The following is a 1,289-nucleotide window of genomic DNA, read 5'->3' on the forward strand; positions in this document are numbered from 1 at the left end:
CCTAGTGCCGGGTCAGGCAACCTTCGCCCTCTTGATGGTCTCGGCTCGGCGGACGACTTTGCGGAGCTTGGGATCGGTGACGTGCCGGTTCCGCCAGGCGATGTAGCGGCGGATCATGCTGGCCTGCTCGCGGTGGGACTCGTGGTCGGTGCCGTCGAGGGCGAAGTAGCGCAGCGCGGTGAACTGGGCCTCGATCCGGTTGAGCCACGAGCCGTAGAACGGTACGTAGGCCAGCTCGACGTTGTTCGCCGCGGCCCACTCACCGACCCGGGGGTCGGTCTTGGTGGACAGGTGCGGGCTGAAGTTGTCCAGCACGATCGCGATCCGGACCTCGGCCGGGTGCAGCGAGCGCAGGTAGCGGCAGAACGCGAGGAACTCGGTACGGCCCTTCCGGATCTTGACGTGGCCGTAGAGCTTGTCGGTGGCCAGGTCATAGCCGGCCAGCAGATGCCGCACCCCGTGCGGCCGCTTGTAGGTCGCCCGCCGACGACGTCGCCGCGGAGCGGCCTGCGTGCCCTTGCCGGCCGCAGTGGGCGCCCACTGCCTGCCCGGATGCGGCTGCAGGTTCAGCGGCCCGAACTCATCCATGCAGATGACCACGGACGGGTCGCAGGGGCCGGGTTGGCGATGGCCGTCGGCGATCGCGTAGAGCTCCAGCACCCGGTTCTTCTTGGCCTCGTAGTCAGGATCGGTGCTGGTCTTCCAAGTCTTGACGGCCTGGAAAGGAGACGCCCTCCTCGCGCAGCAGCGTCCGCAGGCCCTCGTGGGAGATGTCGTCGACCACCCCCTCGGCGACCAGGAAGTCGGCCAGCTTCGACAGGCTCCAGGTGGAGAACGGCAGCCCGTGATCGGTCGGCCGGCTCAACGCGGCCTTCTTGATCTCTGCCCGTTGCTCGAGGCTGAACTTCGGTGGTCGCCCACCGGCGTAGCGCGGTTTCAGCGAGTCGAAGCCGTCGGCGTTGAAGTTGTGCAGCACGTCGCGGACCCGATCCGGGCTGGAGAACGTCACCTCCGCGATCTGCGGCACTGCCATGCCCTGGGCCGACAGCAGCACCATCTGGGCCCTTCGCCAGGTCACCACCGACCCGCTGCTGCGGCGCACGGTGCGCAGCAGCTTGTTGCCCTCGTCGTTACTGATGGGACGAACCTGCACGCGAACGACCATCTCGCATCTCCTGCGGGGAAGACAGGATCAGACGAGCGCAACGGTCCACCCGCTCAGGACCCCAGCGAGGAACGTCGGCCGGTGTGTCGCGAACCGAGGCCAAGGTTGGCAGCCGCGGCACTAG

The 1,289-nt window shown here is 67.8% G+C and carries 2 protein-coding genes; both read right to left on the minus strand.

Annotated elements, in window-relative coordinates:
* Positions 1–12 precede the first annotated feature (12 nt).
* The gene (locus tag G5C62_RS27710; protein ID WP_206330904.1) at positions 13–660 is read right to left on the minus strand and encodes a transposase; all 648 of its coding nucleotides are present in this window, start codon (positions 658–660) and stop codon (positions 13–15) included.
* A gap of 22 nt (positions 661–682) precedes the next feature.
* Complete coding sequence (locus tag G5C62_RS27715; RefSeq protein WP_206330905.1) at positions 683–1,165, minus strand: helix-turn-helix domain-containing protein; 483 nt, start codon at positions 1,163–1,165, stop codon at positions 683–685.
* Positions 1,166–1,289 lie beyond the last annotated feature (124 nt).

This window comes from Modestobacter sp. KNN46-3 (assembly GCF_011039295.1).

Excerpts from the sequence above, each read along its gene's own strand:
- G5C62_RS27715 (WP_206330905.1), bottom strand. The coding sequence starts at position 1,165 with ATGGTCGTTCGCGTGCAGGTTCGTCCCATCAGTAACGACGAGGGCAAC.